General features: G+C 65.8%; 25 protein-coding genes, 3 tRNA genes and 1 pseudogene. 17 read left to right on the plus strand and 12 right to left on the minus strand.

Translation table 11 applies throughout. The features are described 5' to 3' along the window. The first annotated feature begins 21 nt into the window (after nt 1–21). The 4 genes and pseudogenes from HMPREF3067_RS04420 (at nt 22) to HMPREF3067_RS04435 (ending at nt 3,971) form a co-directional block, all read left to right on the plus strand. Nucleotides 22–1,050 (plus strand): prephenate dehydrogenase, encoded by a 1,029-nt coding sequence (locus HMPREF3067_RS04420; RefSeq protein WP_070768525.1) that lies wholly within the window; start codon nt 22–24, stop codon nt 1,048–1,050. Further along, complete coding sequence (locus HMPREF3067_RS04425; RefSeq protein WP_070768526.1) at nt 1,037–1,543, plus strand: DUF1990 family protein; 507 nt, start codon at nt 1,037–1,039, stop codon at nt 1,541–1,543. The genes HMPREF3067_RS04420 and HMPREF3067_RS04425 overlap by 14 nt, the downstream gene beginning before the upstream one ends. A 229-nt stretch (nt 1,544–1,772) precedes the next feature. Next, the gene (locus HMPREF3067_RS04430) at nt 1,773–2,561 is read left to right on the plus strand and encodes an acetoin reductase (RefSeq protein ID WP_070768527.1); all 789 of its coding nucleotides are present in this window, start codon (nt 1,773–1,775) and stop codon (nt 2,559–2,561) included. Between the two features lie 216 nt (nt 2,562–2,777). Beyond that, nucleotides 2,778–3,971, plus strand: a pseudogene (locus HMPREF3067_RS04435) (IS481 family transposase). A 73-nt stretch (nt 3,972–4,044) separates the two neighbouring features. Here the strand turns inward: HMPREF3067_RS04435 and HMPREF3067_RS04440 are convergent. From HMPREF3067_RS04440 to mgtE, 3 genes are all read right to left on the minus strand, one after another. After that, a tRNA-Arg gene (locus HMPREF3067_RS04440) sits at nt 4,045–4,120 on the minus strand. A 121-nt stretch (nt 4,121–4,241) separates the two neighbouring features. After that, on the minus strand, nt 4,242–5,825 hold the full coding sequence (locus HMPREF3067_RS04445) for an SLC13 family permease (protein ID WP_070768528.1): 1,584 nt from the start codon (nt 5,823–5,825) through the stop codon (nt 4,242–4,244). A gap of 239 nt (nt 5,826–6,064) precedes the next feature. Then, nucleotides 6,065–7,429 carry a magnesium transporter gene (gene mgtE, locus HMPREF3067_RS04450; protein ID WP_070768583.1) on the minus strand — a complete coding sequence of 455 codons (1,365 nt, stop codon included), beginning with the start codon at nt 7,427–7,429 and terminating at the stop codon, nt 6,065–6,067. A 189-nt stretch (nt 7,430–7,618) separates the two neighbouring features. Here mgtE and HMPREF3067_RS10945 point away from each other — a divergent pair, with 189 nt between their 5' ends. Next, nucleotides 7,619–8,581, plus strand: a complete 963-nt coding sequence (locus HMPREF3067_RS10945; RefSeq protein WP_083319133.1) for a TIGR00730 family Rossman fold protein — start codon at nt 7,619–7,621, stop codon at nt 8,579–8,581. Here HMPREF3067_RS10945 and HMPREF3067_RS04460 read toward each other — a convergent pair. Together HMPREF3067_RS04460 and HMPREF3067_RS04465 are read right to left on the minus strand one after the other, a co-directional pair. Then, nucleotides 8,578–10,080 carry an MFS transporter gene (locus HMPREF3067_RS04460; protein WP_070768529.1) on the minus strand — a complete coding sequence of 501 codons (1,503 nt, stop codon included), beginning with the start codon at nt 10,078–10,080 and terminating at the stop codon, nt 8,578–8,580. The genes HMPREF3067_RS10945 and HMPREF3067_RS04460 overlap by 4 nt on opposite strands. Before the next feature lie 119 nt (nt 10,081–10,199). Next, nucleotides 10,200–10,288, minus strand: a tRNA-Ser gene (locus HMPREF3067_RS04465). 316 nt (nt 10,289–10,604) lie between these two features. On the opposite strand from HMPREF3067_RS04465, the gene hisC reads away from it, so the two are divergent. Together hisC and HMPREF3067_RS04475 are read left to right on the plus strand one after the other, a co-directional pair. After that, on the plus strand, nt 10,605–11,663 hold the full coding sequence (gene hisC / locus HMPREF3067_RS04470; RefSeq protein WP_070768530.1) for a histidinol-phosphate transaminase: 1,059 nt from the start codon (nt 10,605–10,607) through the stop codon (nt 11,661–11,663). A gap of 59 nt (nt 11,664–11,722) precedes the next feature. Then, nucleotides 11,723–12,175, plus strand: a complete 453-nt coding sequence (locus HMPREF3067_RS04475; RefSeq protein WP_070768585.1) for a phage holin family protein — start codon at nt 11,723–11,725, stop codon at nt 12,173–12,175. Here the strand turns inward: HMPREF3067_RS04475 and HMPREF3067_RS04480 are convergent. Beyond that, complete coding sequence (locus tag HMPREF3067_RS04480) at nt 12,172–12,447, minus strand: MoaD/ThiS family protein (protein ID WP_070768531.1); 276 nt, start codon at nt 12,445–12,447, stop codon at nt 12,172–12,174. The two genes, HMPREF3067_RS04475 and HMPREF3067_RS04480, sit on opposite strands and share 4 nt — an antisense overlap. A gap of 128 nt (nt 12,448–12,575) precedes the next feature. On the opposite strand from HMPREF3067_RS04480, the gene HMPREF3067_RS04485 reads away from it, so the two are divergent. Genes HMPREF3067_RS04485 through HMPREF3067_RS04500 form a run of 4 tightly spaced genes read left to right on the plus strand, consistent with a single transcriptional unit; the run spans nt 12,576 to nt 15,896 of the window. Continuing rightward, nucleotides 12,576–13,775, plus strand: coding sequence for a molybdopterin molybdotransferase MoeA (locus HMPREF3067_RS04485; protein WP_070768532.1), 1,200 nt, complete (start codon nt 12,576–12,578; stop codon nt 13,773–13,775). A gap of 45 nt (nt 13,776–13,820) precedes the next feature. Continuing rightward, on the plus strand, nt 13,821–14,294 hold the full coding sequence (locus tag HMPREF3067_RS04490; protein WP_070768533.1) for a MogA/MoaB family molybdenum cofactor biosynthesis protein: 474 nt from the start codon (nt 13,821–13,823) through the stop codon (nt 14,292–14,294). Beyond that, on the plus strand, nt 14,284–14,751 hold the full coding sequence (locus HMPREF3067_RS04495; RefSeq protein ID WP_070768534.1) for a molybdenum cofactor biosynthesis protein MoaE: 468 nt from the start codon (nt 14,284–14,286) through the stop codon (nt 14,749–14,751). Before HMPREF3067_RS04490 ends, HMPREF3067_RS04495 begins: the two co-directional genes overlap by 11 nt. Then, complete coding sequence (locus HMPREF3067_RS04500; protein ID WP_070768535.1) at nt 14,748–15,896, plus strand: ThiF family adenylyltransferase; 1,149 nt, start codon at nt 14,748–14,750, stop codon at nt 15,894–15,896. Before HMPREF3067_RS04495 ends, HMPREF3067_RS04500 begins: the two co-directional genes overlap by 4 nt. A 93-nt stretch (nt 15,897–15,989) precedes the next feature. On the opposite strand, the gene HMPREF3067_RS04505 is transcribed toward HMPREF3067_RS04500, so the two are convergent. Further along, nucleotides 15,990–16,077: transfer RNA gene (locus HMPREF3067_RS04505), tRNA-Ser, on the minus strand. 123 nt (nt 16,078–16,200) lie between these two features. Between HMPREF3067_RS04505 and HMPREF3067_RS04510 the strand changes: the two genes are divergently transcribed. After that, nucleotides 16,201–17,163: an NAD(P)H-quinone oxidoreductase gene (locus HMPREF3067_RS04510; protein WP_070768536.1), complete on the plus strand. Its 963-nt coding sequence runs from the start codon at nt 16,201–16,203 to the stop codon at nt 17,161–17,163. Here HMPREF3067_RS04510 and HMPREF3067_RS04515 read toward each other — a convergent pair whose 3' ends face one another. Then, nucleotides 17,164–18,408 (minus strand): aminotransferase class V-fold PLP-dependent enzyme, encoded by a 1,245-nt coding sequence (locus HMPREF3067_RS04515; RefSeq protein WP_070768537.1) that lies wholly within the window; start codon nt 18,406–18,408, stop codon nt 17,164–17,166. 310 nt (nt 18,409–18,718) lie between these two features. Between HMPREF3067_RS04515 and HMPREF3067_RS04520 the strand changes: the two genes are divergently transcribed. From HMPREF3067_RS04520 to HMPREF3067_RS04530, 3 genes are read left to right on the plus strand one after another with little or no spacing between them, the layout of a single operon-like run. Beyond that, nucleotides 18,719–19,570 (plus strand): galactan export ABC transporter permease subunit Wzm/RfbD, encoded by an 852-nt coding sequence (locus tag HMPREF3067_RS04520; protein WP_070768538.1) that lies wholly within the window; start codon nt 18,719–18,721, stop codon nt 19,568–19,570. Nucleotides 19,571–19,584: 14 nt separating this feature from the next. Beyond that, nucleotides 19,585–20,385, plus strand: a complete 801-nt coding sequence (locus HMPREF3067_RS04525; protein ID WP_070768539.1) for a galactan export ABC transporter ATP-binding subunit Wzt/RfbE — start codon at nt 19,585–19,587, stop codon at nt 20,383–20,385. Nucleotides 20,386–20,440: 55 nt separating this feature from the next. Then, on the plus strand, nt 20,441–21,352 hold the full coding sequence (locus HMPREF3067_RS04530) for a galactofuranosyltransferase GlfT1 (RefSeq protein ID WP_070768540.1): 912 nt from the start codon (nt 20,441–20,443) through the stop codon (nt 21,350–21,352). Nucleotides 21,353–21,377: 25 nt separating this feature from the next. On the opposite strand, the gene HMPREF3067_RS04535 is transcribed toward HMPREF3067_RS04530, so the two are convergent. From HMPREF3067_RS04535 to HMPREF3067_RS04550, 4 genes are read right to left on the minus strand one after another with little or no spacing between them, the layout of a single operon-like run. Continuing rightward, nucleotides 21,378–21,854: a GtrA family protein gene (locus HMPREF3067_RS04535; protein WP_070768541.1), complete on the minus strand. Its 477-nt coding sequence runs from the start codon at nt 21,852–21,854 to the stop codon at nt 21,378–21,380. Nucleotides 21,855–21,873: 19 nt separating this feature from the next. Further along, the gene (locus HMPREF3067_RS04540) at nt 21,874–22,290 is read right to left on the minus strand and encodes a GtrA family protein (protein ID WP_210400085.1); all 417 of its coding nucleotides are present in this window, start codon (nt 22,288–22,290) and stop codon (nt 21,874–21,876) included. A 50-nt stretch (nt 22,291–22,340) separates the two neighbouring features. Further along, nucleotides 22,341–23,243 (minus strand): hypothetical protein, encoded by a 903-nt coding sequence (locus tag HMPREF3067_RS04545; protein WP_371259770.1) that lies wholly within the window; start codon nt 23,241–23,243, stop codon nt 22,341–22,343. A 57-nt stretch (nt 23,244–23,300) separates the two neighbouring features. Next, entirely contained in the window at nt 23,301–23,795 is a 495-nt protein-coding gene (locus HMPREF3067_RS04550; RefSeq protein ID WP_083319134.1) for a hypothetical protein, read from the minus strand. A 33-nt stretch (nt 23,796–23,828) separates the two neighbouring features. On the opposite strand from HMPREF3067_RS04550, the gene HMPREF3067_RS04555 reads away from it, so the two are divergent. Together HMPREF3067_RS04555 and HMPREF3067_RS04560 are read left to right on the plus strand one after the other, a co-directional pair. Then, nucleotides 23,829–24,104, plus strand: a complete 276-nt coding sequence (locus HMPREF3067_RS04555) for a hypothetical protein (RefSeq protein ID WP_070768543.1) — start codon at nt 23,829–23,831, stop codon at nt 24,102–24,104. Nucleotides 24,105–24,265: 161 nt separating this feature from the next. Continuing rightward, entirely contained in the window at nt 24,266–25,681 is a 1,416-nt protein-coding gene (locus HMPREF3067_RS04560; protein ID WP_070768544.1) for a decaprenylphosphoryl-beta-D-ribose oxidase, read from the plus strand. Nucleotides 25,682–25,688: the final 7 nt, after the last annotated feature.

Genomic DNA, 25,688 nt, shown 5'->3' on the forward strand with positions numbered 1-25,688 from the left:
CAATGTGGGAAGATTGTCACTGTGAGTTCTTCAGATGTCCAACGTCCCATTTGCATTATCGGTCTCGGCCTTATCGGCGGCTCTCTGCTGCGCGATTTGACCGAATGTAAACACTCCGTTTTCGGTTACAACCACTCCACGTCCGGCGCCCGCACCGCTGTCAAGCAGGGCTACGACGTCACGGACGATCTGCCGGCCATCCTCCACCGCGCCGAAACCGAGGGGGCCCTCATCGTCGTGGCCGTGCCCATGGAGGCCGTCGGAGAGGTCCTCGACGCCATCGCTGAACACGCCCCGAACTGCGGCATCACCGACGTCGTCTCCGTCAAGACCGCCGTCTACGACCTGATCAAGCAACGCCAGATGGAGACCCGCTACGTGGGCAGCCACCCGATGGCCGGCACCTCCAACTCGGGCTGGAATAACTCCCAGACCGGCATGTTCAAGCGCGCCGCCTGGGCCATCACCTTCGACCACGCCCAGGAATGCGAGGCCCGCGGCGAGCGGATCGGCCAATTCTGGATCGATCTCTTCGCCGACGTGACCCGCATGACCCAGATGGTCGGCGCGGAAGCCGTCCCGGTGACCGTGGACAACCACGACGCGGCCGTGGCCCGTATCTCCCACCTGCCCCATATCCTGGCCGAGCTGCTCGCCGTGGTGGGCGACAACGGCGGCATCCTCGCTCAGTCGCTGGCGTCGGGCTCCTTCAAGGATGGCACCCGCGTGGCGGGCACCCGCCCCGAGCTCGTCCAGCAGATGTGTGAGACCAACGCCCCGGCCTTAGTCGACGCCCTGGACGAGTCCCTTGAGCTCCTGCAGGCCGCCCGCGACTCGCTGTCCTCCGCGGAGCCGTCCATCGCGGACCTCGCCGACGCCGGCTACCGCGCCCGCACCCGCATTGAGGCCCGTTCCGGCGCACGCAAGGAGTCGGTCTCCCCCATCAAGATCTCCTCCCGCCCGGTCCTGCGCCTGCACCCCGGCGGCCACGGCTGGGTCGCGCTGCTGCGCCAGTCCCAGTCCCTGGGCGGACGGATTGAAATCTTTTAACCCGCTCCCCCAACACGTCGCCGCCCGCCGGCGCGCCCAGCCGCTGACCTACCAGCCCGCGGAGTTATACCGTCTGCCGCAGCTGCGCGCCAGCCGTGTACTGGACGCCGACTTCGACACCGCCGCGGCCGGCCTGCGCGGCTGGCGGGTTCAGGCCAGCGTCTTCCGCGTCCGCGCCACCGGCCCGGCCCTGTCCGGCGCGGTAGTCGAGCTCGGCTTCGGCCTTGGCCCACTGGTGAAGAATTTCTATTGCCGCGTCACCGACGTTATCGACGAACCCGACCGCTGCGGCTTCACCTACGGAACACTCCCCGGCCACCTCGAGCGCGGCGCCGAAACCTTCACCCTGACCCGCCTGCCCGGAAACCGCGCCCGCCTGGACATCCTCGCCCGCTCCGAGCCCGCCACCTGGTGGCTGCGGCTTGCCCGACCCGTTATCGACCTCGCCCGGGGTGCCCTGACCTCGCGGCGGTACCTGCGGGCGCTGGGTTAGGGCTTCCCATCGGAAAAATATCGACCTCTGACCGATTTCTTCCACGTTTCCCAGGTGGACGGGTCAGATGTGGAGCAGAGGTCGATATTTTCCGCAGCACCCAATCATTCCCCACGCCACACCAAGCCGGACATGTGACCCAGATCATTGTCGAAAACTATATTCTCCCGGATACTTGAATAGTGAACCAATAATCGCGGGTCTCCGCCCGCCGACCGGAGGGAGTTTCATGACAAACCAGCGCATTGATGACAAGGTCGCACTCGTTACCGGCGCCGCTCGCGGCATCGGTCAGGCCATTGCCCTGCGGCTGGCCGAGGACGGCGCCAACGTGGCAGTCTTGGACTTGGACGCCGATAAGTGCGCGGACACCGTCGCGAAGATCGAAGGCACCGGCCGCAAGGCGATCGCCATTGGCGCCGACGTCTCCTCTCGCGACCAGATCTACGCCGCCATCGACAAGGCCGCTGAGGAGCTCGGCGGCTTCGACATCATGGTCAACAACGCCGGTATCGCCCAGGTCCAGCCCATCGCGGAAATCGCCGACGGGGAGGTCGACTCCATCTTCGACATCAACGTCAAGGGCGTGCTGTGGGGCATCCAGGCGGCTGCCGCTAAGTTCAAGGAGCTGGGCCGCGGCGGCAAGATCATTAACGCCTCCTCCATCGCCGGCCACGACGGCTTCCCGGTCCTGGGCGCCTACTCCGCCACCAAGTTCGCCGTGCGCGGTCTGACCCAGACCGCGGCGCAGGAGTACGCCGCAGACGGCATCACCGTCAACGCCTACTGCCCGGGCATTGTTGGCACCGACATGTGGGTCGAAATCGACGAGCGCTTCCACGAGCTCACCGGCGCCCCGCTGGGCGAGACCTACCAGAAGAACGTCGAGGGAATCGCCCTGGGCCGCGCCCAGACCCCGGAGGACGTCGCCGACTTGGTCTCCTTCCTGGCTAGCCCCGGCGCGGACTACATCACCGGCCAGGCCATCCTGACCGACGGTGGCATGGTCTACCGCTAAACCACCCTGTGCATAGCTAAAGCCCCTGGCTGTTTTCACAGCTAGGGGCTTTGTGTTGTGCGCCCGGAGGTGTCTGAGTTCACGACATATTTGACACCCTGTTCCTGCGACGGCAGTCCTGATACTTGACAGGTGAGTCGCGACAAACTTGACACTTAGCCCCCCCTTACCGTGTCAGGTAATGTTTTACAGGTGAGTCGGGACATGTTTGACACCATGAACAGTCCCAACCGCAACCTCGACATCGTCAAAGCCGTCCGTGAGCAAAAGCGAAGCCCATCACAAGTAGCCAAGCAATTCGGCATCTCTCGCCAACGCGTCTACCAAATCCTCAACGCCTTCGGCACCGGCGGCACCGACGCCATCGCGCCAAAATCCCGCGCCCCACGCACTCACCCCCAAGCCGTGCCAGACACCGTGCGCAAAGACATCATCGCCATCCGAAAACAACTCACACGCCACGGACTCGACGCAGGCCCAGAAACCATTGCCTACCACCTGCAACAAGACGGCAAACGAGTCCCTTCAACCTCGACAATCCGCCGCATCCTCACCACAGCAGGACTTATCACCCCAGCATCCAAGAAGAAGCCCAAAAGCTCTTTCATCCGCTTTGAAGCGGCCATGCCCAACGAATGCTGGCAGGCTGACATCACCCACCTGTACCTAGCAGACACCACCCGCATCGAAGTCCTTGACTTCCTCGACGACCACTCCCGTTACCTGCTATCAATCACCGCAGCCCCAGCCTTTAGCGGCACACAAGTCGCCGAGGAACTATCACGCCTGATAACTGAATACGGACCGCCAGCATCCACCCTCACCGACAACGGCCTCGTCTCTACCGCCCGCCTAGCAGGGCGCAAAGGTGGACGAAACGCCTTTGAAAAAGTCCTCACCACCAACAAAATCCAACAGAAAACGGCCGGCCAGGACATCCCCAAACCCAAGGAAAAATCGAGCGCTTCCACCAAACACTCAAAAAATGGATCACTGCCCGCCCACTCGCTAAAACCGTTGCTGAACTGCAGAAACGCCTTGACGAATTCCGCGATTACTACAACACCACACGCCCCCACAAAGCCCTAGGCCGACGCACCCCACACCAAGCCTACACCACCGGCACCAAAGCCAGCCCAGCCCACAACCCAACACAAGAAAGGCGCACCAGAAACGACGTCGTCTGGGACAGACGGCAAAACCACCGTGCGCTACGCCGGCAAACTCTTCCACCTAGGCATCGGCTGCAAGTGGAAAAGACAGAAAATCCTCATGGTCATCGCCGACAACCACGTCATCACATCACTAGCCGAAACCGGCGAAGTCATCACCGAGCACTACATCGATACCAGCCACAACTATCAAAAGCCCTACTGGAAACAAACAGACCCACCCCTAGCCCCAGAATAAGAAGAAACCGGCACCCCAGAACAAAAAGAAACTGAGATGCCGGTTTGTCAACCATGTCGCGACTCATGACAATTGGTGCGCCCGGAGGGATTCGAACCCCCAACCTTCTGATCCGTAGTCAGATGCTCTATCCGTTGAGCCACGGGCGCATGTTGCTTAACTCGAAGAACCGCTGTTCTCTCGGCAACGAAGAATTACTATACCCGCCCTTTTGGCGAGTACCAAAACGCCAGCTTATTGCGCATAAACCGGCGTTTCGGAGGCGGGTTTTTACAAGACCATCCCGAAGACGGGGACGGCGATGAAATAGGTCGCCAGGGTCACCAGGACCAAGGCGATGACGTTGAGCCAGAGGCCGCCCTTGATCATCTCGCCGATGGTGACGTAGCCGGAGCCGTAGGCGATGGCGTTCGGCGGGGTGGCCACCGGCATCATAAAGGCACAGGTGGCCACGAGCGCGACCGGGACGGTCAGGATCATCACGTTGATGGCGGCCGCGTCGGTCAGGCCGATACCGACGGCGACGCCTCCCATAATCGGCAGGAAGGTCGCGGCGGTGGCGGTGTTCGAGGTGAACTCGGTAAGCACCAGCACCAGCGCGGCGACGGCGGCCACGAGAAGGAACAGCGGCAGGACCTGCAGACCCTTGGCCATCTCACCGACCCACAGGGACAGCCCGGACTGGGTGAACATGGCGGACAGCGACAGGCCGCCGCCGAAAAGCAGGAGCACGTCCCAAGGCAGCTCGTTGGCGGTCTTCCAGTCCAGCAGGCGCACGCCGTTCTTGCTGTCGGCGGGCAGCAGGAAGAGCAGCAGGCCGGCGATGATGCCGACGATGGCGTCGTCGTAGCCGACCTCCCAGCCCTGCCAGTCGATGAGCAGCGGGACGAAGACCCACGAGATGGCGGCCAGCGCGAAGATGATCGCAACGCGGATCTGCGGGGCGGTCCACGGGCCCATGTCCTTGATTTCCTGGTCGATGAGCTCCTTGCCGCCCGGGATCTGTTTCATCTCCGGCGGGAAGACGGTAATCAGCACGACCCAGGCCAGGAAGGTGAAGATGATGGCCACCGGCATGCCGACCATCATCCACTGGGCGAAGCCGATCTCAATGCCGTGGGTTTCCTTCATGTAGCCGGCCAGCAGCAGGTTAGGCGGGGTACCGATGAGGGTGCCCAGGGAGCCGATGGAGGCCGAGTAGGCAATCGCCAGCATCAGGGCGGTGGCGAACCGCTTCTGGTTCTTCATGCCGCCCACCGTGTCGGCGGTCAGCTGCAGCACGGACATGCCGATGGGCAGCATGACCACCGCGGTCGCGGTGTTGGAAACCCACATGGACAAAAAGCCGGTGGAGATCATGAAGCCCAGGATGAGGCGCTTGGGCGAGGTACCCACCAGCTTGACCACCATCAGTGCCATGCGCCGGTGGACGTTCCAGCGCTGCAGCGACAGCGCGACGAGGAAGCCGCCCAAGAACAGGAAGATGGTGGACGAGGCGTACGGCGAGGACACGTCGGAAATCTCACCGACCCCGGCCAGCGGGAAGACGGCCAGCGGGATGAGCGCGGTCGCGGCCAGCGGCAGGGCCTCGGTCATCCACCAGGCACCCATCAGGATGGTCACTGCCGCGACGGTGCGCAGAGCCAGGTGACTGTACTCCGCGTCCGGATCCGCGCCGCTGGAGTTCATCACGGTCTCCACCGAGCTGGCCGGGAAGATGAAGAAGACAATAATGGCGAGCGCGAGGCCGCCGACGATCCCGATGAGCTGGCGGCGCAGTTCACCCTTCTTGACGCCTTTGTCCTCTTCGCCTTCTGCGTGGGCGGTGGACTCGTGAGTCTGTGGAGTTGTCATGGGGAAACACCAATCTGTGAGACTGAGATATAGCGCCTAGGTGATGTAGCGCCTCTGCGATTTAGCGCCTAGGTGTGCGCATATGGGGTAAGGAAACAAACAACACTTTGTTGCCTAATGTGGGGAACTTTACAAAACTTGTGTCACATATGCCACAACCCAGCCGCTTGGCCACCCCCGAAAACGGCCCGCGCGGGGTCGACTAGTCAACCGCTCACACCCGGGGACTCCCCCGGCCCCTAAATACCCAGAACAGCCTTGGCGATGAAGAAGTAGATGATGAGGCCGGTGGCGTCGCAGAAGGTGGAAATGAACGGGTTGGAAAAGACCGCCGGGTCCGCGCCCACGGCCTTGGCCAGGATCGGCATCATCCCACCCACCGTGGCGGACATGGAACAGACCAAGAACAGCGTGATGCCGATGACCAGGCCGATGTCGAAGCCGTAGGCCAGCGTAGCCAGGCCGACGCCGAGCAGGCCGAGCACCGCGCCGAGCAGCATCCCCACGCGCAGCTCCCGCCACATCACCGCCAGGATGTCCTTTTTTCGCACGTCGCCTAGCGCCAGCGCGCGAGTGACGGTGGTGGCGGCCTGGTTTCCGGTATTGCCGCCGGTACCGGTCAGCAGCGGGATAAACAGACTGAGCACCACGGCGGCCGCCAGGGTTTCCTCGAAGGCGTCGAGCACCTGGACGGTCAACAGAGCGGAGACCGCTAGCACCAACAGCCAGACAATGCGCGAGCGCACCAGCTTCAGCAGCGGGGTGGACATATACGGCTGCTGCAGGGCCTCAGTACCACCGGCGCGGGCGGAATCCTCGGAGTCCTCTTCTTCCACGATGTCCGTGGCATCATCCCATGTCAGCAGGCCGACCAGGCGCTTTGATTCGTCGACGATCGGCATGGCCAGCAAGTCCAGGGGCAAAAACCAACGGGCGGTTTCCTCCGCGTCGTCGTAGGCGTAGGCGAAGACTGGCTCGCGCATCAGGTCCTCGACCATGCGGTTGCCGCGGGCCATGAAGAGCTCGCGGAAGCTGACCACGCCGACTAGGCGGCGGTCCTTGCGGGTGACCGGCAGGGTGTAGATAGTCTCGACGCCATCGGCAGTAGCGCGCAGCTTGGCCAACGCCTCATCCACGGTCATCTCCCGGTAGATCTCCGGGACCTCCGGGGACATGCGGCGGCCGACCGAACCCTTCGGGTAGCCCAGCACGACACCGGTGACATCCCGCTCGGTCTTGTCCAGCGAGCGCAGCAGGCGATCGGCGATCTCGGCGGGCAGCTCGTCCAGCAGGGAGACTCGGTCGTCTGGGTCGAGCTCGTCGAAGAAGGCGTAGACGTCGGCGTTGCCCAGCTCGTCGATGATATCGGCCTGGTGCGCTGAGTCCAGCGCGTCGAAGACCTCGATGGACTTGTCCCGCGGCAACAGGCGCAGCACCACGGCCGCACGGACGTTGTTCTGGCGCTCGACCAGCGCCACGATGTCCTGGATGGGAGGCGTGTCCAGGAGCCTTTGCATGTCCGGCGCCGCTTTCGGATCGATTTCCCCTTCGGTCCGCAGCAAATCCTCTAGCCGATCGATGGCCTCGTCTACCGAATTGCTCATGTCCGCCACCTCCCTTGATATCCACACTGATTGACGTTGGTTCGGTGCCGGGGTTCCCGGCGTGCCTTGCTAAGAATAAACCCAAAGTGCGGAGTTTGGGCAACGGACGCGACTGCCAGTCTTTTGCGCCTTTCAATGCACCGCGTCAACCGGCCTAACCACCGGCGGGCGCGGTGTAGTCTGTAGCCCATGCCCACTCCGACCATTAACGTCAGCGCCGTCATTTTCCGCAACCGCACCGGGCAGGTGCTCACCGTCCGCAAGGCTGGCACCGAGCTCTTCCAGTTCCCCGGAGGGAAGCCGGAGCCGGGCGAAAACGCCCTTAAGGCCGCGGTGCGCGAGGTGGCCGAGGAGCTGGGTGTGGAACTTGCCGGCGCGGCGTTGAAGGAGCTCGGCACGTTTGACGCCCCGGCGGCCAACGAGGCCGGGCACGCCGTGTCTGCCACGGTCTTTAGCTACCCCTACGAGGTCTCCGCCCGGGCCAGCCACGAGATCGCCGAGCTGGCCTGGGTCAACCCGCACGCGCCGGAAAAGCCGCTCGCCCCGCTGCTGGCCGAGGAGGTTTTCCCGGCACTGGCGGCGAGAACCGCCCCGCGCGCACTGGCGGTGTACACGGGGGCGAGCACCGGCACGGACCCGCACAACCTGGAGCTGGCGCGGGAGCTGGGTACCGCGCTGGGCACGCACGGGGTGCGCCTTATCTACGGCGGCGGCAAGGTCGGGCTGATGGGCGCGGTGGCGGACGCCGCCCACGCCGCCGGCGCGCCCATCACCGGGGTCATCCCCCAGCACCTGGTGGACGGCGAGATCGCCCACCCGGGGCTTGACCGGCTGGAAGTGGTAGAGACCATGCACGAGCGCAAGCAGCGCATGAGCGAGCTGGCCGAGGCCTGCGTGGCGCTGCCGGGCGGCGCCGGGACCTTGGACGAGTTCTTCGACGTCTGGACCCGCCAGCAGCTGGGCCTGCACGCCACGCCCCTGGCCCTGTTCGGCGCGGCCTTCTGGGCCCCACTGGTGGACCTGCTGGACCACCTGGTGGAGCAAGGCCTGGTGCGCGCCACCGACCGGGACAGCCTCATCGTGGCGGACACAGCCGAGGAGCTCTTCGTAAAGCTGGACCGCTGGGTCGCGCCCCGGCCCAAGTGGTCCTAGCGCCGGCGCCCCACCCGGTCGGCCACGCCGAAGCCCAGGGCCGCCAGGCAGACCGCGGTAATCATGGCGAAGCCCATGATGATGGCCCCGGGCCAATCGGCGTCGGTGTTGCCCAGGGTGGCAAAGACGATGGCGGTGGTCACCGCCAGCCCGACCGCGGTGCCGATCCGCTGCCCGGTCTGCATGACCGCGCCGGAGGAGCCGGCGTAGTTGGCGGGCACCTCGGCCAGCGTCAGCGTCTGGTTCGGGGAGACCACCGCGCCCTGGCCGGCGCCGACGAAGCACAGGGTGAGCACCAGCCACCACTCGCTGACGGACCAATGCGTGGTCCCCCAAATCACCGCGATGGTCGTCACCAGACCGAAAAGCGTGGTCAGCATGCCGATAATCACCACGCGGCGCCCGTAGACCGAGACGCTCTTGCCGGCCAGGGTGGCGGTCACGGAGTTCAGCAGCGCCGAGGGCAGGCCCACACAGCCGGCCACCAGCGCGGAGTAGCCCAGCCCGTTCTGGAAATACAGCGCGACCAGCACCCAGATGCTGGTAATGCCCATGAACCACAGCGTGGCGATGATGGTGCCGTTGCGGAAGGTAAAGGTCTGGAAGATTCCCAGGTCCACCATCGGCTCGTGGCCGGTGGACTTATGGTGGCGCTCCCAGGCCACCCAGATGGCCACGCAGACCGCCCCGGCCGGTAGGAGGGCCCAGACCCACCGCGAGCCGGAGGATTCCACGAACGGGAAGAGCACGCACAGCACCGCCAGCCCCAGCAACAGCGCACCGACCGGGTCCAGGGACTTAAACGCCTGCCAGGCCCCAACCTTCTCCCCGGCGCTGTCGCGCACCCTGGAAAACAGCGGCCGCGGGAACCACATGAGCCCTAGGACGATGGCCAGAAGCCCGATGGGGAAATTGACCAGCATGGTCAGGCGCCAACCCAGGTCCGCGCCGCCGACACGGATGAGGAAGCCGCCCAGCACCGGCCCGATGGCCACCGCCACGCCCACGGTGGAGCCGAAATAGCCGAAGGCTCGCCCACGTTCCGCCCCGCGGAAGTACTGCTGGATCATGCCCACGCCCTGCGGGTTGAGCAGGCCCGCGCCAATGCCCTGGATGAAGCGGGACAGGTTCAGCGACTCGGCGTTCGGCGCGAAACCCGCGGAGGCACTAGCCAGGGTATAGATAGCGATACCGACGAGGAAGATGCCGCCGCGGCCCACCAAGTCCCCGGCGCGCCCGGCGGCCACCAGCACCACGCCGAAGGTGAGCGCGTAACCGGACAGCACCCACTGCACGTCGGAGTCGCTGGCGTCCAGGCCGGCCTGGATGGACGGCAGGGCCACGTTGACAATGGACACGCTAATCAGCGACATGAAGATCGCGACGAGCAGGACGATGAGTACGCGCCACCGGGCGGGATCCTGCCCGGCCGGGTGCTCCGAGGCATTCGCCTCCGATACTGTGGATGCGTTTTTGTCTGGCCGCCCGGATTTTGTCATTACACTACTTATACTCTGCTCACGCAGATTCGCAATCCGCCGTGACAAGGCCTGCACAAAGCCAAAAACGCCCGCGTCCCGAGGAATAAGCTACCTCGGAGCGCGGGCGGAAAATGCGGCGGAGACGAGAGGATTTGAACCTCCGGCCCTCCGTTAAGAGGGCAACTCATTAGCAGTGAGCCCCATTCGGCCGCTCTGGCACGTCTCCAGCGTAAAACGCGGTGCTTCTAGCTAGCGCGAACCAGCCGTCGCACCATGAGTTACGAAGATTTAGGGTACCTGTTAACCAAAACAGAAACAAACTCACCCCTCCCTACCGCCGCGGGAAGGTCCGCGGGCATCGCGAGCCAGGGAAGATCCTGCCGACGTAGTGACCTTCACACTTTTCTCGGCATTATCGGAAGGCAGGACGTTTACAGCACGAGCCACCACCCCTGCACCGCAAGGGCTCAAGGCCTTCGGCCCGACCACCGCAGATTTCGATTTCGGCCCGCGCGGGCCCCGCAACCCCTAAGGTTAAGTCCATGATTCGTCCTGATCTTTCCTCCCTACCCGTCTACCGGCCCGGCGCGCGCAACGAGGACGCCGTGAAACTGTCCTCCAACGAGGCCAACCACCCGCCGTTGCCGGCTGCGCAGGAAGCGATGAACCGGGCCGCCGCCGGGGCCAACCGCTACCCGGACATGGGCGCCGTGGCCCTGCGCGAGGCCCTGGCCCAGCACCTAGGCGTGGACTTCGACGAGGTGGCGGTAGGTACCGGCTCTTCGGCCATCTGCCAGCAACTGGTGCAGATCACCTCCACCGCCGAGAGCGAGGTCATCTTCCCGTGGCGCTCCTTCGAGGCCTACCCGATCTTCGTCCAGGTGGTCGGCGCGCAGCCGGTGGCCGTCCCGCTGGGAGCGGACCACAGCATGGACCTGGCCGCGATGGCCGGCGCCATCACCGAGCGCACCAGCCTGATTTTCCTGTGCAACCCGAATAACCCGACGGGCACCACCATCACCAACCAGGAGTTCACCGACTTCATGGACAAGGTGCCCGGCGACGTCATCGTCGCGCTCGACGAGGCCTACTTCGAGTACAACCGCGCCGCGGATACCCCGGACGTCAGCCAGTACCTGCACCGGTACCCGAACCTGGTGGGCATGCGGACGTTTTCCAAGGCCTACGGCCTGGCCGGGGTGCGCGTGGGCTACGCCTTCGGCGCCGCGAATATCATCGCCGCGCTCAACCAGGTGGCCGTGCCGTTTTCCATCAACGCCGTGGGCCAGGCCGGCGCTCTGGCATCGCTGGCGGATGCTGCCGCGCTCCAGTCCCGCACCGACGAGGCGGTCGAGCAGCGCGAACGCGTCGCCGCCGAGCTGGCCGATTTCGGCAGCCCGCACTCGGAGGCCAACTTCGTGTGGCTACCGGCGCCGGCCATCGCCGCCTTCGGCACGCCGCAGGAGCTGGCCGAAAGGATCGCGGCCGAGGGTGTGCTGGTGCGCGCTTTCGACGAGGGCATCCGCATCACCGTCACCACCACGGAGGAAACCGACGCGTTGGTAGCCGCCTTCCGCGCCGCCACGGCACAGGCGGACTAGGCGGTCACGGCGGGACCGCTAGAATGGGGCGAAACGTCAACCGCAAGGAGTGCCCCGCCATGCGTACCCTCGTCAACCTGGCCCTGAACGTGGTGGCCATCGCGATCGCCCTGTGGGTCGTGGTCGCCTTCGTGCCGGGCGTGGACATCGTCCCGCCGGCGGCCAACGGCTTCAACGAAATTGGCTCGACCAACGAGCCCGGCTCCTCCGGCACATTCATCGCCGTGGCCATTGCCTTCATCGTGGTCAACGCGGTGGTTACCCCGGTGCTGCGGATCCTCGGCGCGCCGATTACCTGCCTGACGCTGGGACTATTCACCCTGGTCATCAACGGCGCCGTCCTGCTGCTGGTCGAGCGGCTACTCAACCAGCTGGATCTAGGCGTGGGCAACCTGGCCATCGACGGCTGGTGGCCGGCCATCCTGGGCGCGGTGGTGCTCTCGCTGGTCTCCGGCGTGGTCAACTTCTTCACCAGCCCGGTCCGGCGCCTGGCCAACGGCGGCCGCTCCTAGCCGCCCGCGAAAGGCGGCAGGACGTCCACGCGGGTAACCCCTTCCAGCGCCACCCCGCGGTAGCTGTCGCCGGCGGCCGAACCGTCGACGAGGAAGGTGCAGCGCGGAAGGATTTCTTCCAGACCCATACCCGCTTCCGTGGTCCCTGGGTGCGCGGCGGCCAGCTGATCGAGCAGCTCGCCTAGGCGGGCGGGCACCTGCACGTCCGAGATCTGCTCCTGAGCCGTCCCGGCGGCGGCGCGGGCGGCCGCGAAATAGTGCACCTCCAACATGGCCTCTACTATGCCGGGCTAGGCCGTACCTTGTCGAACCCACCACCCCAGCGCGCCTAGAACGCCCGTTCAGTCCGCGGCCAATTCTTTTCCGCGGCTGCCGCGCCGGGGCGGCTAAGATAGGGCCCATGCGTACTCCGGAACAGCACCATGCGGAAGTCAAGCAGCTGCTGGATGACTGCGGCGCGCTCCACCGCAGCCGACACCACGAGGTGGCCCTGAGCGAATCCTTGGGCGCCACGCTGGCGGCGGACGTGGTCGCCGCCTATGACTCGCCCCGCTTCGATAATTCGCAGATGGATGGCTATGCCCTGCCCACCGCGGCTGGCGGGACCTTCACGGTCGGTGAGACAATCCCGGCCGGCACGGATCCGGATCGCTTCTACGCGGACGGCTTAGGCGGCCAGGCCGCGCCCATCATGACCGGCGCAAAAGTCCCGCGCGGCACCGCCGCCATCGTGCCGGTCGAGCGCACCGAGCCGGCGGACTTCCTACCGCAAGGAGCCACCGTTAAAGCGCCGGCCGTGCCGGAGGGCCAGTTCGTGCGCGCCGCGGGCAGCGATATTTCCCGCGGCTCCACGCTGGTCACCGGCGGCACCCGCATCAACGCGGCGGTCATCGCCACCCTGGCGGGCCAAGACATCCCAACCGTCAACGTGGTCGCCCCGGCGCGGATCGTGATCTGTACCGGCGGCGCGGAGATCGGTAGCAGCAGCGCGGACCTGGCGGATCGCTCGGCCGCCATCCCGGACTCGAACGGGCCCATGCTCACGGCCCTGGCCGCGGAAGCCGGCATCGTCGTGGCCGGCCACGTGCGCACCGACGACGATCCGGTGAAGCTGCGCCGCGACCTGGACACCGCCATCGCGGAGCTGCAACCGGACGCCATCGTGACCTCCGGCGGCATCAGCGCCGGCAAGTTCGAGGTCGTGCGCCAGGTGCTGGAACCGCACGGCTGGTTTGGCCACGTCGACCAGCAGCCGGGCGGGCCGCAGGGGCTGGCCAAGCTTTCCGAGACGCCGGTCATTTGTCTGCCGGGCAACCCGATCTCCTCACTGGTCAGCTTCCACCTCTACGTCGCCGACCTGCTGGGGACCACCCTGCCGGCCCTGCCCGCCCAGCTCGCGCACCCGGTGACCGGGCTGGACGACCGCGAGCGCTTCCTGCGCGGCCACATGACAATCGGGGCCGACGCCATCACCGCCAGCCAGGTCGGCGGGCCGGGTTCCCACCTGGTAGCGCAGGCTATCGGCGCCGACTGCCTCATCCGCATCCCCATCGCCGCGGAGCTGGACGCCGGCGCCCAAGTGACCATCTACCCGCTGTGATTCTTTGTAATTTTCGCCCAGTTTGAAGGAATTGAAGGAGCTGCCATGACCCGCACCGGACTAGTCATCGTCGCCTCGACCCGCGCGGCCGCCGGGATTTACGAGGACCGCTCCGGCCCCATCGCCGTGGAATTCCTGCGCCGGAAGGGCTTTGATACTCCTGACCCGGTGGTCGTCCCCGACGCCGATATCGAGCAGGCCGTCGACACCGCCTTCGCCGCCGGGCACTCCGTCATCCTGACCTCCGGCGGCACCGGCCTGACCGCAGACGACCGCACCGTCGAGGCCGTCTCCAAGCACCTGGAGCGCGAGCTGCCCGGCATCCCCATGGCCTTCTGGGCCAAGGGCCTGGAATCCGTGCCCACGGCCCTGGCCTCCCGCGCGGTGGCAGGGGTGACCGGCACGACCTTCGCCATGACCCTGCCCGGTTCTACGGGAGGGGTGAAGGACGGTTGTTCAGTCCTGGAAGAATTAGTGGTTCCCCTGGTTGACATGCTAGAAGGGACACATGAGCACTAACGGGGATCCGGATTACGTCCACGCCCAGACCGGCAAGGTCCTGGGCGCTTTCCTGACGCAACAGCCCCTGGAAGAACTGGTTGACCCCGCCCGTGAGCAAGTCCTGACCCGGGCGATGGGCGCGGCGGTGACCTTCGATGGCATCGTCCGCAATCACGACGGCGGCCAGCGGGTAAAGCTGCTGACCTATTCCTCCTACCCCAGCGCTGATGCGGAGATCGCCCGCATCGCTGGCGAGGTCGCCGCCGCGCACCCGGCGGTGCGCCTGTGGACCGCCCACCGCACCGGGCCCCTCACAATCGGCGAGCTGGCCTTCGTGGTCATCGCGGCCTCGGCCCACCGCAGGGACTCCTTCGTCGCGGCCGCGGAGCTCGCCGACCGAGTAAAGGCCGAGGTGCCGATCTGGAAGGAACAACTGCTGGACGACGACTCGGTGCAGTGGGTGGGGATCGAATGAACACTGAGCCGTCCGGCACCGATCCACAGTTCAGCCCGGCGGAGGTCTCGCGCTACCGCCGCCAGCTCAGCCTGGCGGGCTTCGGCCGCGCGGCCCAGGCGCGGCTGCGCGCGGGGCACGTGGCCGTCATCGGCGCCGGCGGGCTAGGCTCACCCGCCTTGTTGTACCTGGCCGGAGCCGGTATCGGCCGCATTACCGTCTTCGACGACGACACCGTTGGGGTATCCAACCTGCACCGCCAGGTCATCCACACCAACGCCGCGGCCCGCGCGAACGAGCCCAAGGCGGAGTCGGCCCGGCGGGCCATGCTCGCCCTCAACCCGACTGTTGAGGTCAACGCCGTCTCCACGCGCCTGAACGCGGACAACGCCGAAGAGCTGCTGGCGGATGCCGACGTGGTCCTGGACGGATCCGACAACTTCGCCACCCGCTACCTGGCCTCCTACGCCTGCGCCCGGCGCGGCATCCCGCACGTGTGGGCCTCCATCCTCGGCTTCGACGCACAGATGACCGTCTTCTGGGCCGGCCGCGGGCCCATCTACGAGGACCTTTTCCCCACCCCTCCGCCGGCCGGTTCGGTGCCCAGCTGTTCCCAGGCCGGCGTGCTGGGCCCAGTGGTCGGCACCGTCGGATCCGCCATGGCGCTCGAGGCCCTCAAGCTGCTGACCGGCGTCGGGGACCCGCTCATCGGCCAGCTCGGGTACTTCTCCGCCCTCGACGGGACCTGGGAATACATCCCGGTGAACGGCGATCCTTCCGTCGCCGAGCGGATCCGCGCGCACGGGCCGGTCACCGACGCCCCGGCCACGGAGGAGCCCACCGCCTCCTCGCCCGCGGCCTATCCGGACGTGCACGAAACCGAGACCATCCCCGCCGGCGCCCTCGTGCTCGACGTGCGCAACCCAGACGAGGTCGCCACCTTCGCCCTCGACGGTTCGGTGAAATGCCCGCTGCCCCGCCTGCGCGAGGGCTACACCCCGCCCGAGGTGACCGCCGCCCTAGACAATGATCAGACCGTGGTGGTCCACTGCGCCGGCGGCGTCCGCTCGGCCGAGGCCGTGCACATTTTCAACGAGCGCGGGCTGACCGGCCCGCTCTACTCGCTGCGCGGCGGGATTGATGCCTGGTTGGATTCGAAGGGCTAGGGAAACTATCGACCTTTGCCGCCCCGGGCGCACGTTTCCCCAGCTGGGGTGTCGGCGAAAAGGACAGTAGTCGATATTTCCCCGAACCCCCGCTGGCGGAGACGGCGGGATTTGAACCCGCGGTGAGTTTCCCCACGCTGGTTTTCAAGACCAGTGCATTCGGCCGCTCTGCCACGTCTCCATCTGCCGCCCGCAGGCGACATGCTCACCTTACCCGAGCGGGTCTCCGCTCCGGTAAAGCGGGGCCTTTCCTGCGGATTCTCTACCTGCGGAAGCTGGGGAAGTTTCGGTACCGTGGAAGGGCATGAAGGCAATCATTCAAAAAGATCCGGATACCCCACGCTCGCTCGAGCTCGCCGAGGTGGACCAGCCCGAGCTGCAGCCCGGCGAGGTGCTGCTCAAGGTCCACTACGCCGGCGTGAACCGCGCCGATATCCTACAGACGCAGGGCAACTACCCGCCGCCGGCGGGGGCGTCGGAGCTGCTCGGCCTGGAGTGCGCCGGCACCATCGCGGACGCGGGCGACACCGATTTTGAGGTCGGCCAGGAATTCGCCGCGCTGCTCGCCGGCGGCGCCTACGCGGAATACGTCGCGGTGCCGGCCGGTCAGTTGCTGCCCATCCCGGAAGGCTACAGCCTAGAGCACGCGGCCTCGGTCGTCGAGGTCGCATGCACGGTGTGGTCGAATATCGCCATGGAGGCCGGTCTGCACGAGGGCCAGACCATCCTGATCCACGGCGGCGGGGGTGGAATCGGCACCTTCGCCATCCAGGTCGCCAAGGCGCTCGGCGCCAAAGTGGCGGTCACCGCCGGTTCGGCGGAGAAGCTAGAGACCTGCCGGAAGCTCGGCGCGGATATCCTCATCAACTACCACGAGCAGGACTTCGCCGAGGTGCTCAAGAACTCCTGTGACGTCATCCTGGACATCATCGGCGCGAAGTACCTGAAGCAAAACATAAAGGCCCTGGCCAAGGACGGCCACATGGTCACCATTGGACTGCAGGGCGGGACCAAGGAAGAGCTGAACATGGGCATCCTGGTGGCCAAGCGCCTGACTCTGCAGGGCACGACGCTGCGCGCGCGTTCCCTGGAGGACAAGGCGGCCATCGTGCGGGATACCGTGGACAACGTCTGGCCGTGGCTGGCGGACGGCACGGTGCGCCACCACTGGCACGCCACCTACCCGCTGGCCGAGGCCGCCGAGGCCCACGCGGCCCTAGATTCCGGCGAGGTCACCGGCACGCTGGTGCTGGAAGTCGCGGACTAATTAGGCCAGCGAGGCCACCACACGCGTGAGGTGCTCCACGTCGCAGGCCGTGTTGAACGGCGCGAGTGCGACGGTTACTGCGCCGCCGATTTCGTCGGCGCCCATCTCGCTCAGCAGCGGGGTGGACGGGGCCAGCGTGGTCACCAGGCGGTTATCAAAGAGCCGCTGGTGCACGGTCTCCGCGGGCACGCCGTTGACGGCGAAGCTCAGGCGCGGGAGGCGATCCTCCTTCGCGCCCGCGGCTGCTTCCCCAGTCACGCCCAAGATGTGGACGGCGGGCAGGGTTCCGAGGAACTGGTAGAGATCGTCGCGCAGCCCGTTCAGGTAGGGCTCGAGCAGCTGCATCGAGGCAATCAGGCGGCGCCGGCGCGATCCGCGGCCAGCCGCCTCCCCACCCAAGGCGGCAAAGTGATCAATGAGCGGGCTGACGCCGCCGGCCAGGCCCGTGGACACGGGGGTTTCTAGCTTGGCCGCGCCGTGGCGGCCGGGGCTGAGTGCATCGATCCGCTTGAACATGCGGGTATCCCGGAAGACCAGGGCGGCGACCTGCGGCCCTCCGAGCTTGCCCAGGTCCACGCCCAGGATGTCGGCGCCGAGCGCGTCGATGTCCACCGGCCGGTAGCCCGCCGTGGCGGAGATATCCACCAGGGTCCAGGCCCGCGAGCGGGTGTTGACCGTGTCGATGATTTCTTCCACCGGCGCCACCGTGCCCAGCAGCTCGTGACCGGCGGCCAGGGAGACCAGGCGGGTCGAGCCGTCGACAAGATCGGCAAACTGGAAGGCCGGCATCTCCCCGGTCCCCAGGTCCGGCTGCGCCCAGCGCACCTGCGCGTCGACCTCCGTGAAGGCGGAGTAGAGCTCCGGCGGGTCCAGCTTGGACAGCACGACGGAGGAATTAGCGCGCAGCAACGGTGCGATCGCCCGCGCCAGCGCCTGGTAGAGCACCGGCAGGTTGGCGCCCAGCACCACGCGGTCGGCGGTAGCGCCCACCAGGTCCGCCACGGCGGTGCGCGCAGAGTCGATATAGTACTGTCCCTCCAGGCAGCCGGGCTGCGGAGCCGCCGAGTGCGTGCCCGAGGGGGTGTCCTGATCCGCCACCAAGGCGGAGGTGCGGAAAGCGCGGGATACGCCCGCGATCACCTTTTCCGGGATTTGCGGTACGTCGTGTGCATTGAGATACGTCCAACCGCCCGACAAGCCGGTATATAGGCCGCGCACACTGGCGACATCGTACCGTGTGACCATGCGGTTCGAACCCTCCTTGGGTGGTTGTTGCAGGCGCAGCTGCGCGCCTTATGCCACCCCACTTTATACGCCACTTCACCACAATACTGAAATGCCCAGGAATGGCTAATCTGCTCTGTCAATAGGTATATATTACCATCTTTATACCGCCATTAACGGCACTGTTGGAGACGCCCAAGGCGTGAGGAGCCGGCCCGCATTTGGCCGGCTGTGCGTTAACTCTCGGGCGGCAAGACCCACTTTTGTCCTTCAGCGCGATAGGGTATTTCACGTGCAAGACGAAAATAAACTGCAGGAAGACGTAGCGCGCATGACGGCTACTCCGGACGGCGGCGCCGCCCCGGAGTCGAAGTCCATGACGTTCAGCGCCGCTTTCGGAGACCTCATCCAAGGCGCCAAGCAGCGCGAACTGTGGTTCATGTTGGGCCTGCAGGACATCAAGCAGCGCTACCGCCGCTCGGTGCTGGGCCCGCTGTGGATCACCATCGCCACGGGCGTGATGGCCGCGGCGCTCGGCCTTTTGTACTCCATGCTGTTCCAGATCCCCGTCGCGGAGTTCCTCCCCCACGTCACGGTGGGCCTCATTATGTGGAACTTCATCTCCGGGGCCATCAAGGAAGGCTCCACCATCTTCATCGACAACGAGGGGCTCATCAAGCAGCTGCCCGCCCCGCTGTCGGTGCACGTCTACCGCCTGGTCTGGCGGCAGACGCTGTTTTTGGGCCACAACATGATTATCTGGCTGCTGCTCATCCTCATTTTCCCCCGCCACCTGGGCTGGGAGTTCTTCCTGTTCATTCCGGGCCTGTTCTTGCTGCTGGTCAACGGCGTGTGGGTAGCGATGTTCTTCGGCATTATCGCCACCCGCTTCCGCGACGTGGCTCCGCTGCTGGAGGCGCTGACCCAGCTGCTGTTCTACGTCACGCCGATCGTCTGGATGACCAACACCCTGAAGGACCAGGGCGGCGCTGTGGCAGACCGCGCCCGCATCGCGGAGATCAACCCGCTGTACCACTACCTGGAGGTCGTGCGCGCCCCGATGATCGGTGAGCCGGTGGCCGCCTACCACTGGTGGATCGTCATCGGCTGCACTATCGCCGGCCTGTTCATCGCCGGTCTGGCCATGCGCAAGTGGCGCTTCCGCGTGAGCTACTGGGTCTAGAAGGAGCACCAACTATGGTTTCTATCGATACTTACAACGCCTGCGTGGACTTCCCCATCTTCGACGCGAAGTCCCGCTCCTTAAAGAAGGCAGTGCTCTCCTCCGCCGGCGGCGCCATCGGCAAGAACTCGGACAACACCGTGGTGGTCGAGGCCCTAAAGGACATCAACCTGCACCTGCGGGAGGGCGACCGCGTCGGCCTGGTCGGCCACAACGGCGCCGGCAAATCCACGCTGCTGCGCCTCCTGTCCGGCATCTACGAGCCCACCCGGGGCTCTTCCGACGTGCGCGGCCTCGTCGCGCCCGTCTTCGACTTGGGCGTGGGCATGGACCCGGAGGTCTCCGGCTACGACAACATCATCATCCGCGGCCTGTTCCTGGGCCAGACCATCAAGCAGATGAAAAAGAAGATGGACGAAATCACGGAGTTCTCCGAGCTGGGCGACTACCTGTCCATGCCGCTGCGCACCTATTCCACCGGCATGCGCGTGCGCCTGGCCTTGGGCGTGGTCACCTCCATCGAACCGGAGATCCTCCTGCTGGACGAGGGCATCGGCGCCGTCGATGCCGCCTTCATGGCCAAGGCGCGTGTCCGCTTGGAGGAGCTGGTCAAGCGCTCCGGCATCCTGGTCTTCGCGTCCCACTCCAACGACTTCTTGGCGCAGCTGTGCAACACCGCCCTGTGGATCGACCACGGCGAAATCCGCTCGGCCGGCGAGGTCGCCGACGTGGTGGCCGACTACGAGGGCCCCGAGGTGGGCGAATACGTCCGCGACCTGCGCAAGCGCTTCGAAAACGAGGACGCGCAATCCTAGTTCCGCTGGGTGTCAGTAGCCGGGCCGGCACCCCGCCGGTGGCACAATAGAGCGCATGACTGCCACCTTGCATTCCTCCGGCACCACCGCCGCCGTCATCGTCACCCACCAGCGCGCCGAGCTGCTGCGCCTATCGCTGGATCAGGTGGTCAACCAGACCCACCCGGTCGACTGGGTGATCGTGGTGGACAACGGGGCAGAGGACGCCGTGCGCGACTCCCTTGACGAGCTCGCGGGCGAGCGCGCGGTCTACGTGCCCTCGGAAACCAACCTGGGCGGGGCCGGCGGCTTCGCTCTGGGTTTTTTGACCGCGCTGTCCCTGGGCGCGGACGCCATCTGGTGCGCCGACGACGACGGCCGGCCAGCCGACCACTCCGTGCTGGAAACCCTCTACCGCGTGGCAGAAGACCACCACCTGGCGGAGGTCTCCCCGGCGGTCTGCAATATCGACGACCCGCAGCGCCTGGCATTCCCACTGCGCCAGGGGCTGGTCTGGCGCCGCCGCCTGGACGAGCTGGAGGGCGACTTCCTGCCCGGCATCGCCAGCCTGTTCAACGGCGCGCTGATCTCCGCCAAGGCGATGGAGGTCATCGGCGTGCCGGACTACCGCCTGTTCATCCGCGGCGATGAGGTCGAGTACCACCGCCGGCTGGTCGGTTCGGGCCTGCCCTTCGGCACCGCCCTGACCTGCGCCTACCTGCACCCGGACGGCTCGGACGAGTTCAAGCCGATTTTGGGCGGGCGGATGCACGCCCAGTACCCGGAAGGCGAGTTCAAGCGCTTTTTCACCTACCGCAACCGCGGCTACCTGTTGTGGCAGCGCGGCATGCGCAAGCTGCTGCCGCAGGAATTCGCCCGCTTCGGATGGTTCTTCCTCATCCAGCGCCGCGACCCGGCCGGCTTTATCGAGTGGCTCAAGCTGCACAACCGTGGCCGCACCGAAGACTTCCGCCGGCCCAAGAATTAGCCCTTAAGCTCCTAGTAGCTAGCACCTAGTTCACCTCGAAGCTCTTGCGCGTGGAGCGGAAGATGATCCAGCGTTGGACCCAGAAGTTTACGAAGGTGGCCAGGCCCTGGGAGACGGCGTAGGCCACCACCAGCGCCGGGGTTGATGGCCACCCCAGTCTGTGATCCAGGAAGCCGAAGCCCCAGCGGTAGAGCATGATGTTGACTAGGAAGGTCAGCGCGTAGGTGGCGGCCACCGCCAGCAGGCGCCGCAGGCTGGGCCGCGCGTTGAACGTCCACTTGCGGTTGAGCAGGTAGGCCGTGAGCGTGCCCGCGACGAAGCCGACGGAACGCGCCCCGGTCTCCCCCAGCACGCCGAGTACGATCTGCAGCAGCCAGGTAATCCCCAGGTCCATGACCGCAGAGATGCCGCCGGTGATAATAAACTTGGCGGACTGAGCGCGCAGCGAGTTCGACTGGGACAGCCGCCCCGCCGTCGTCGATAAGTCTGCCTGCTCAGCCACTGTGTTCTCCGCCGCTTTCCTACTTAAAGACGAATACTCGCTGGACAACGAAGTTGGTCACCGTCGCCACGCCCTGGGCGATGACGAAGGCCACGGTATTTTTGACCGCGCCGTCCAGCCCCAGCGCCATCAGCGGCGAGTTGAGCAGCCAGAACAACAAGTTTTGCACCGCGAAGGTGCAGCCGTAAAGCGCTGCCACCGTCGCGGCGGTGCGGCCGGTCACCTGCGCGCCAAAGGTCCAGCGCGCGTTCGCCAGGTAAGCGGCGATAGTGCCGAAGACCCAGCCAATGGCCTTGGCCGCGGAGCGGTGCAGGCCGAGCGCGATCAGCACCATGGTCAACCCGTAGTCCAAGGCAGCGGTGAAAACGCCCACCGCGATGAAGCGCCCCAGCTGCTGTTTCAGGGATCCGCGTTGGATTTCGGTGTTCTCCGGCATGTCATTCACGGGTCACTAGCCTACCGCCTTCCGCCCCGCGGCCTTGACGATCAGCGCCGTAGCAGGGCGCGGTAGATATCCAGGCGCTCGACCGGGGAGGCCTTCTTCTCACCCAGCCCGCCAATCTCCGCCAGGGCCCTCAGCGAGGCCTCGCAGACGTGGCGGGCTTGGTCGGCGGCGAGCTCAGAACCGTCGTCATCGACCCAGCCCAGGGCGTTCATGGTGGTCTCGATGACGCGGTCGGTGACCTCGGGCCCGGACAGGCAGGCCAGCCCCAGCACCGTGGACCAGAAAGCGTCCTTGCCCTGGGAGGTCACCTCCCGCGGCAGGCTCGCCAGCACCCGCTGCGTCTGGGGGCTGATGTCCCCCTCGCGCTCCAAGTCGAGCGCCTGCAGCAGCGGCACGAAATCATAAAGCCGGGTGCGCTCGACTATCTGGCGCACCTCTTCGGTGACCAACTCCAGGACCTCGTCGATGGTGTCCTGCCCGGTCAGCGCCGCATTAACCGCGGTCAGGTTGAAGCTCGAGCCCGGGAAGGAACCCGAACCGCCCACGCACAACGCCCGGGGCGAGCCCGCGTCGCGCGGGTAGATATCAGCGACCACCAGGGAAAAGTCCCACAGCCCCCAGGTGTAGTCCACCTGCGAGCCCACGCGCCACAGGAACTCCGAAACCTGGTGGGTGGGATCTATGCGCTTGCCGCGGGCATCGTGGTGCTCGAAGAAATGCCAGGGCGAGTCCTCGTCCGGCAGGTCGAAGCAGACGGTGAGGACGTCGTGGAGGTCGTGGAAGGACAGGGCGTCGTTCAGCCCGATCTGGCGGTGGACCTCCGCGTCGGCGCGCACGTTGGAGACCTGGCAGATGACCGTCAGCGGCTCGCGCGCAAGGCGCACCAGCGGATCCCCGCGGCCGCGGGCGGCGCGGATATCGGTGACGCTGGCCATCTCTGACATAGGCCCCAGCGTAGCGCTTTCGCCGCTAGCTAACCGTTGCCCCAGTTGAGACGGACCTTAATCCGCGCGGCGGGCGATCTCCCGGGCCTCCGCCTCGCTGACCACGAAGGTCACCCCCGCCCCGATGGCCCCCAGCAGTGTCCACGGCTTGGTGACCCCGCGGGTGCGCAGCCAGCCGGCCACCCGGCGGGTGACCGCGATGTCCAGCGCCGCGCCGAGGGCGAAGACCGCCACGCCGGCCACGATTGACCACGCGGGCAGGGTCGGGGCGTCGTCCGGGACCTGGCCGAATTCCTCGTCGTCTTCGTCCTGGGCGTTCAGGTAGCCCACCAGGCCCAAAAAGCCGGCGGCGGACAGGGCGTAGGCGCCGATGAGCACGGTGCGGTTTTTGATCCAGTCAGGGTAGGCAGTCACCGCGCCGATGATCGCCGATTGGGCGATCCTTCCGGCGAGCGTGTCATCCAGGGCGTAGTTGTCAGTGCTGTCAGTATTGTCTGCTTGCTTGTCGGCGCTGACAGTGGTGGCGGTCCGTTCGCGGTCGGTAGAAGTCATGACACCACTGTAGGCAGGGCTAGAATTGGGCGCATGTATTCTTCGGATCCGCAACACCTCACCCCGGCGCAGCAGGCGGCGAAAGACCAGACCAACGAGGACGACCACCGCCACGGCCACTTTCTGGCCACCGAGCACACCAACCTTCCCTTCGACGGGTTCATGACGCGGCTGATGGCCGAGGAGCTGCCGATGTTGGACTCGGCCTCCCGCACCCGCGTCATGGAGATCATCAAGGCCTACGACGGCCCGGTGATCTGCTCCCAGGAGGAGCTTCCCGCCGAGATCCGCGAGCTCATGGATCTCTAGGCTTCCTTCCCGAAAAGATAGAGTCCGGGCACAAATAATACGGTTGTACTGCCCGTTTTGTTCCGAATATCACGAACTCGCCGCGCTGGCTTTCACACCTATACCGATCGGCACTAGGTAGGCTAGGACATTGAACTATCCGTCAAGCAAAGAGTTGAAAGATGGAATTACACACCACTGAGAAGTCTCTCCACGGCTGGGGCCGCACCGCGCCGACCACCGCGCACGTGCTGTCCACCCCGGATGTAGATGTCATCAAGAACGCGGTCGCACAGGTTGCGGACGCCAACGCCGACGCCCCGCAGCATCTGCGCCGCGGCGTCATCGCCCGCGGCATGGGCCGCTCCTACGGCGACCCGGCCCAAAACGGTGGCGGCCTCGTCATCGACATGCAGGCACTGAACCAGATCCATTCCATCGATCCTGACAGCGCCATCGTGGACGTCGACGGCGGCGTCACCCTGGACCAGCTGATGAAGGCCGCCCTGCCGTTCGGCCTGTGGGTCCCGGTCCTGCCGGGCACTCGCCAGGTGACCATCGGCGGCGCCATCGGCCCGGACATCCACGGCAAGAACCACCACTCCGCCGGCTCCTTCGGTGATCACGTGGTGTCCATGGAGCTGCTGGTGGCCGACGGCCGCGTGCTCCACCTGGAGCCGGAGGGCAGCTCCGATGACCCGGACGGCACCCTGTTCTGGGCCACCGTGGGCGGCATGGGCCTGACCGGCATCATCCTGCGCGCGCAGATCCGCATGACCAAGACGGAGACCGCCTACTTCATCGCGGACACGGACCGCACCGAGAACCTGGAAGAGACCGTCGCCTTCCACTCGGACGGCTCGGAGAAGAACTACACCTACTCCTCCGCCTGGTTCGACGTCATCTCCCCGGAGCCGAAGCTGGGCCGCTCCACCATCTCCCGCGGCAGCCTGGCCACACTGGACCAGCTCAAGGAATTCGCGCCGAAGCTGGCGCAGGATCCGCTGAAGTTCAACGCGCCACAACTGATGACCGTGCCGGACATCTTCCCGTCCTGGACCATGAACAAGCTGACGCTGTCCGCCATCGGTGAGGCCTATTACCTGATGGGCGCTCCCGCCCGGAACCAAGTCAAGAACCTCACGCAGTTCTACCAGCCGCTGGATCTCATCGGCGAATGGAACCGCGGCTACGGCTCCAAGGGCTTTTTGCAGTACCAGTTCGTGGTCCCCATGGACGCGGTCGAGCCGTTCAAGGAGATCATCCGGGACATGCAGCGTTCCGGCCACTACTCCGCGCTGAACGTCTTCAAGCTCTTTGGCGAAGGCAACCGTGCGCCGCTGTCCTACCCGATGCCGGGCTGGAACGTCTGCGTGGACTTCCCCATCCGCGAGGGCCTGGGCTCCTTCCTGGACGACTTGGACCGTCGCGTCATGGAATTCGGCGGCCGCCTCTACCTGGCCAAGGAGTCGCGTACCTCGGCGGAGAACTTCCACCGCATGTACCCCGGCCTGAAGGGCTGGCTGAAAACACGCAACGAAATCGACCCGACCGGCGTCTTTGCCTCCGATATGTCGCGGCGCCTCGAGCTGCACTAAGAAAGGA

The organism is Corynebacterium sp. HMSC04H06 (assembly GCF_001815935.1).
GTDB lineage: Bacteria > Actinomycetota > Actinomycetes > Mycobacteriales > Mycobacteriaceae > Corynebacterium.

What these genes read in the sequence shown, in the direction of transcription:
- HMPREF3067_RS04445 (WP_070768528.1), bottom strand. Translation starts at nt 5,825, where the DNA reads ATGACAACTCCACAGACTCACGAGTCCACCGCCCACGCAGAAGGCGAA.
- hisC (WP_070768530.1), top strand. Translation starts at nt 10,605, where the DNA reads ATGATTCGTCCTGATCTTTCCTCCCTACCCGTCTACCGGCCCGGCGCG.
- HMPREF3067_RS04515 (WP_070768537.1), bottom strand. Translation starts at nt 18,408, where the DNA reads ATGGTCACACGGTACGATGTCGCCAGTGTGCGCGGCCTATATACCGGC.
- HMPREF3067_RS04485 (WP_070768532.1), top strand. Translation starts at nt 12,576, where the DNA reads ATGCGTACTCCGGAACAGCACCATGCGGAAGTCAAGCAGCTGCTGGAT.
- HMPREF3067_RS04525 (WP_070768539.1), top strand. Translation starts at nt 19,585, where the DNA reads ATGGTTTCTATCGATACTTACAACGCCTGCGTGGACTTCCCCATCTTC.
- HMPREF3067_RS04520 (WP_070768538.1), top strand. Translation starts at nt 18,719, where the DNA reads ATGACGGCTACTCCGGACGGCGGCGCCGCCCCGGAGTCGAAGTCCATG.
- HMPREF3067_RS04495 (WP_070768534.1), top strand. Translation starts at nt 14,284, where the DNA reads ATGAGCACTAACGGGGATCCGGATTACGTCCACGCCCAGACCGGCAAG.
- HMPREF3067_RS04550 (WP_083319134.1), bottom strand. Translation starts at nt 23,795, where the DNA reads ATGACTTCTACCGACCGCGAACGGACCGCCACCACTGTCAGCGCCGAC.
- HMPREF3067_RS04480 (WP_070768531.1), bottom strand. Translation starts at nt 12,447, where the DNA reads ATGTTGGAGGTGCACTATTTCGCGGCCGCCCGCGCCGCCGCCGGGACG.
- HMPREF3067_RS04560 (WP_070768544.1), top strand. Translation starts at nt 24,266, where the DNA reads ATGGAATTACACACCACTGAGAAGTCTCTCCACGGCTGGGGCCGCACC.
- HMPREF3067_RS04545 (WP_371259770.1), bottom strand. Translation starts at nt 23,243, where the DNA reads ATGTCAGAGATGGCCAGCGTCACCGATATCCGCGCCGCCCGCGGCCGC.
- mgtE (WP_070768583.1), bottom strand. Translation starts at nt 7,429, where the DNA reads ATGAGCAATTCGGTAGACGAGGCCATCGATCGGCTAGAGGATTTGCTG.
- HMPREF3067_RS10945 (WP_083319133.1), top strand. Translation starts at nt 7,619, where the DNA reads ATGCCCACTCCGACCATTAACGTCAGCGCCGTCATTTTCCGCAACCGC.
- HMPREF3067_RS04530 (WP_070768540.1), top strand. Translation starts at nt 20,441, where the DNA reads ATGACTGCCACCTTGCATTCCTCCGGCACCACCGCCGCCGTCATCGTC.
- HMPREF3067_RS04475 (WP_070768585.1), top strand. Translation starts at nt 11,723, where the DNA reads ATGCGTACCCTCGTCAACCTGGCCCTGAACGTGGTGGCCATCGCGATC.
- HMPREF3067_RS04555 (WP_070768543.1), top strand. Translation starts at nt 23,829, where the DNA reads ATGTATTCTTCGGATCCGCAACACCTCACCCCGGCGCAGCAGGCGGCG.
- HMPREF3067_RS04490 (WP_070768533.1), top strand. Translation starts at nt 13,821, where the DNA reads ATGACCCGCACCGGACTAGTCATCGTCGCCTCGACCCGCGCGGCCGCC.
- HMPREF3067_RS04460 (WP_070768529.1), bottom strand. Translation starts at nt 10,080, where the DNA reads ATGACAAAATCCGGGCGGCCAGACAAAAACGCATCCACAGTATCGGAG.
- HMPREF3067_RS04500 (WP_070768535.1), top strand. Translation starts at nt 14,748, where the DNA reads ATGAACACTGAGCCGTCCGGCACCGATCCACAGTTCAGCCCGGCGGAG.
- HMPREF3067_RS04540 (WP_210400085.1), bottom strand. Translation starts at nt 22,290, where the DNA reads ATGCCGGAGAACACCGAAATCCAACGCGGATCCCTGAAACAGCAGCTG.
- HMPREF3067_RS04510 (WP_070768536.1), top strand. Translation starts at nt 16,201, where the DNA reads ATGAAGGCAATCATTCAAAAAGATCCGGATACCCCACGCTCGCTCGAG.
- HMPREF3067_RS04430 (WP_070768527.1), top strand. Translation starts at nt 1,773, where the DNA reads ATGACAAACCAGCGCATTGATGACAAGGTCGCACTCGTTACCGGCGCC.